This window comes from Mesorhizobium sp. M7A.T.Ca.US.000.02.2.1 (assembly GCF_003996995.1).
GTDB lineage: Bacteria > Pseudomonadota > Alphaproteobacteria > Rhizobiales > Rhizobiaceae > Mesorhizobium.
Genome location: NZ_RZTT01000803.1, coordinates 1 through 1,013, shown reverse-complemented (window position 1 = coordinate 1,013; position 1,013 = coordinate 1). Strand labels below are relative to the sequence as shown.

The following is a 1,013-nucleotide window of genomic DNA, read 5'->3' as shown; positions in this document are numbered from 1 at the left end:
TACCGAGCCCGCTCAACCCTCCATCCGGCTGCCGTTTCCATCCCCGATGCCCGATCGCGGCGGAGCGCTGCCGTTCGGAGCGGCCACAGTTATGGGAATACCGGCCCGGTCGCAAAGTCGCCTGCCACTTCCCGACGACGTAGGCGACACTCACCACCGCACGGGTGATCGCCTTCGCCTGACAGATTTCTAAAAGATTCCATTCTTTATCTGGAACCAACCGGCTGTTGGCGCGTTTGGTGGGGTTCGATCGAGCGCATTGCGGTCGACCGGGAGGAAACGATGGATCAATTGCATTTCTTTTCGCCCGTGCGGATTTCGCGCGGGCAAGGACACCCTGTAGAAGAAATCGATAGTGTTGCCGAAGCCATGATGTTCTTGCGGAAATGGCCGACGGGACGGCGCGGTCCGGTTTATCAGTGCGCGCTGAATTGTTGCTCGGCCGCCTTGTCGGGCCAGATGTCGGCCGAGGAAGCAAGGAAAGCGTTCACCGGCTTTGCCCGCATCACGCGCCTTCTCGATGACGACATGGCGTTGCCGGTGCCCGGCGAAGGCGAGGCAAGGGTGCACGCGTTGCGGCGATAGGCTGTTGTCCTGACGGACCTACAAGGTCTCGCGCTGCAGCGGGGCGGGTCTTGTTGTGCAATGCGCTCGGTCTGGCGGGTCGAAAGTTCGTCCTGCGTGGCACACTTTCACAGCGGACGCTCGTCGTTCATGCTTACTTCAGTCACGAGCTTGCGGCGAAGCGCCATCGTGTAGTCGTCTGGCCCCTTCGGCGTCATGACGAAGGCCTGGGAACCGCCAATGACCGATCTGGCAAAATAGGATGCCAGAGGTTCGTCGGGATTCTCATCCTCCGTCGGGATGGCGATGGCATTGATCGTATATCCCTTGGCTATGGCGTTCGACCTGCTCGGCTGGACGGGAAGCCCGTCGTTGTTCTCGCCATTGGAGGAGATATCGATGACTTTCTTGGCCGCCTTTCCCGGAAACTGGTCGAGCAGGAGACTGCC

The 1,013-nt window shown here is 60.4% G+C and carries 3 protein-coding genes; 2 read left to right on the top strand and 1 reads right to left on the bottom strand.

Translation table 11 applies throughout. The features are described from left to right. Both EOD15_RS34765 and EOD15_RS34760 read left to right on the top strand, forming a co-directional pair. Positions 1-143: oligopeptide/dipeptide ABC transporter ATP-binding protein (locus tag EOD15_RS34765; protein WP_348629449.1), on the top strand; the 143-nt coding region annotated here is incomplete at its 5' end. 139 nt (positions 144-282) lie between these two features. Beyond that, complete coding sequence (locus EOD15_RS34760) at positions 283-585, top strand: DUF982 domain-containing protein (protein ID WP_127322978.1); 303 nt, start codon at positions 283-285, stop codon at positions 583-585. 107 nt (positions 586-692) lie between these two features. Here the strand turns inward: EOD15_RS34760 and EOD15_RS34755 are convergent. Then, a partial coding sequence (locus EOD15_RS34755; RefSeq protein ID WP_127409327.1) for a DUF1194 domain-containing protein occupies positions 693-1,013 on the bottom strand: 321 nt, incomplete at its 5' end.

Excerpts from the sequence above, each read along its gene's own strand:
- EOD15_RS34760 (WP_127322978.1), top strand. The coding sequence starts at position 283 with ATGGATCAATTGCATTTCTTTTCGCCCGTGCGGATTTCGCGCGGGCAA.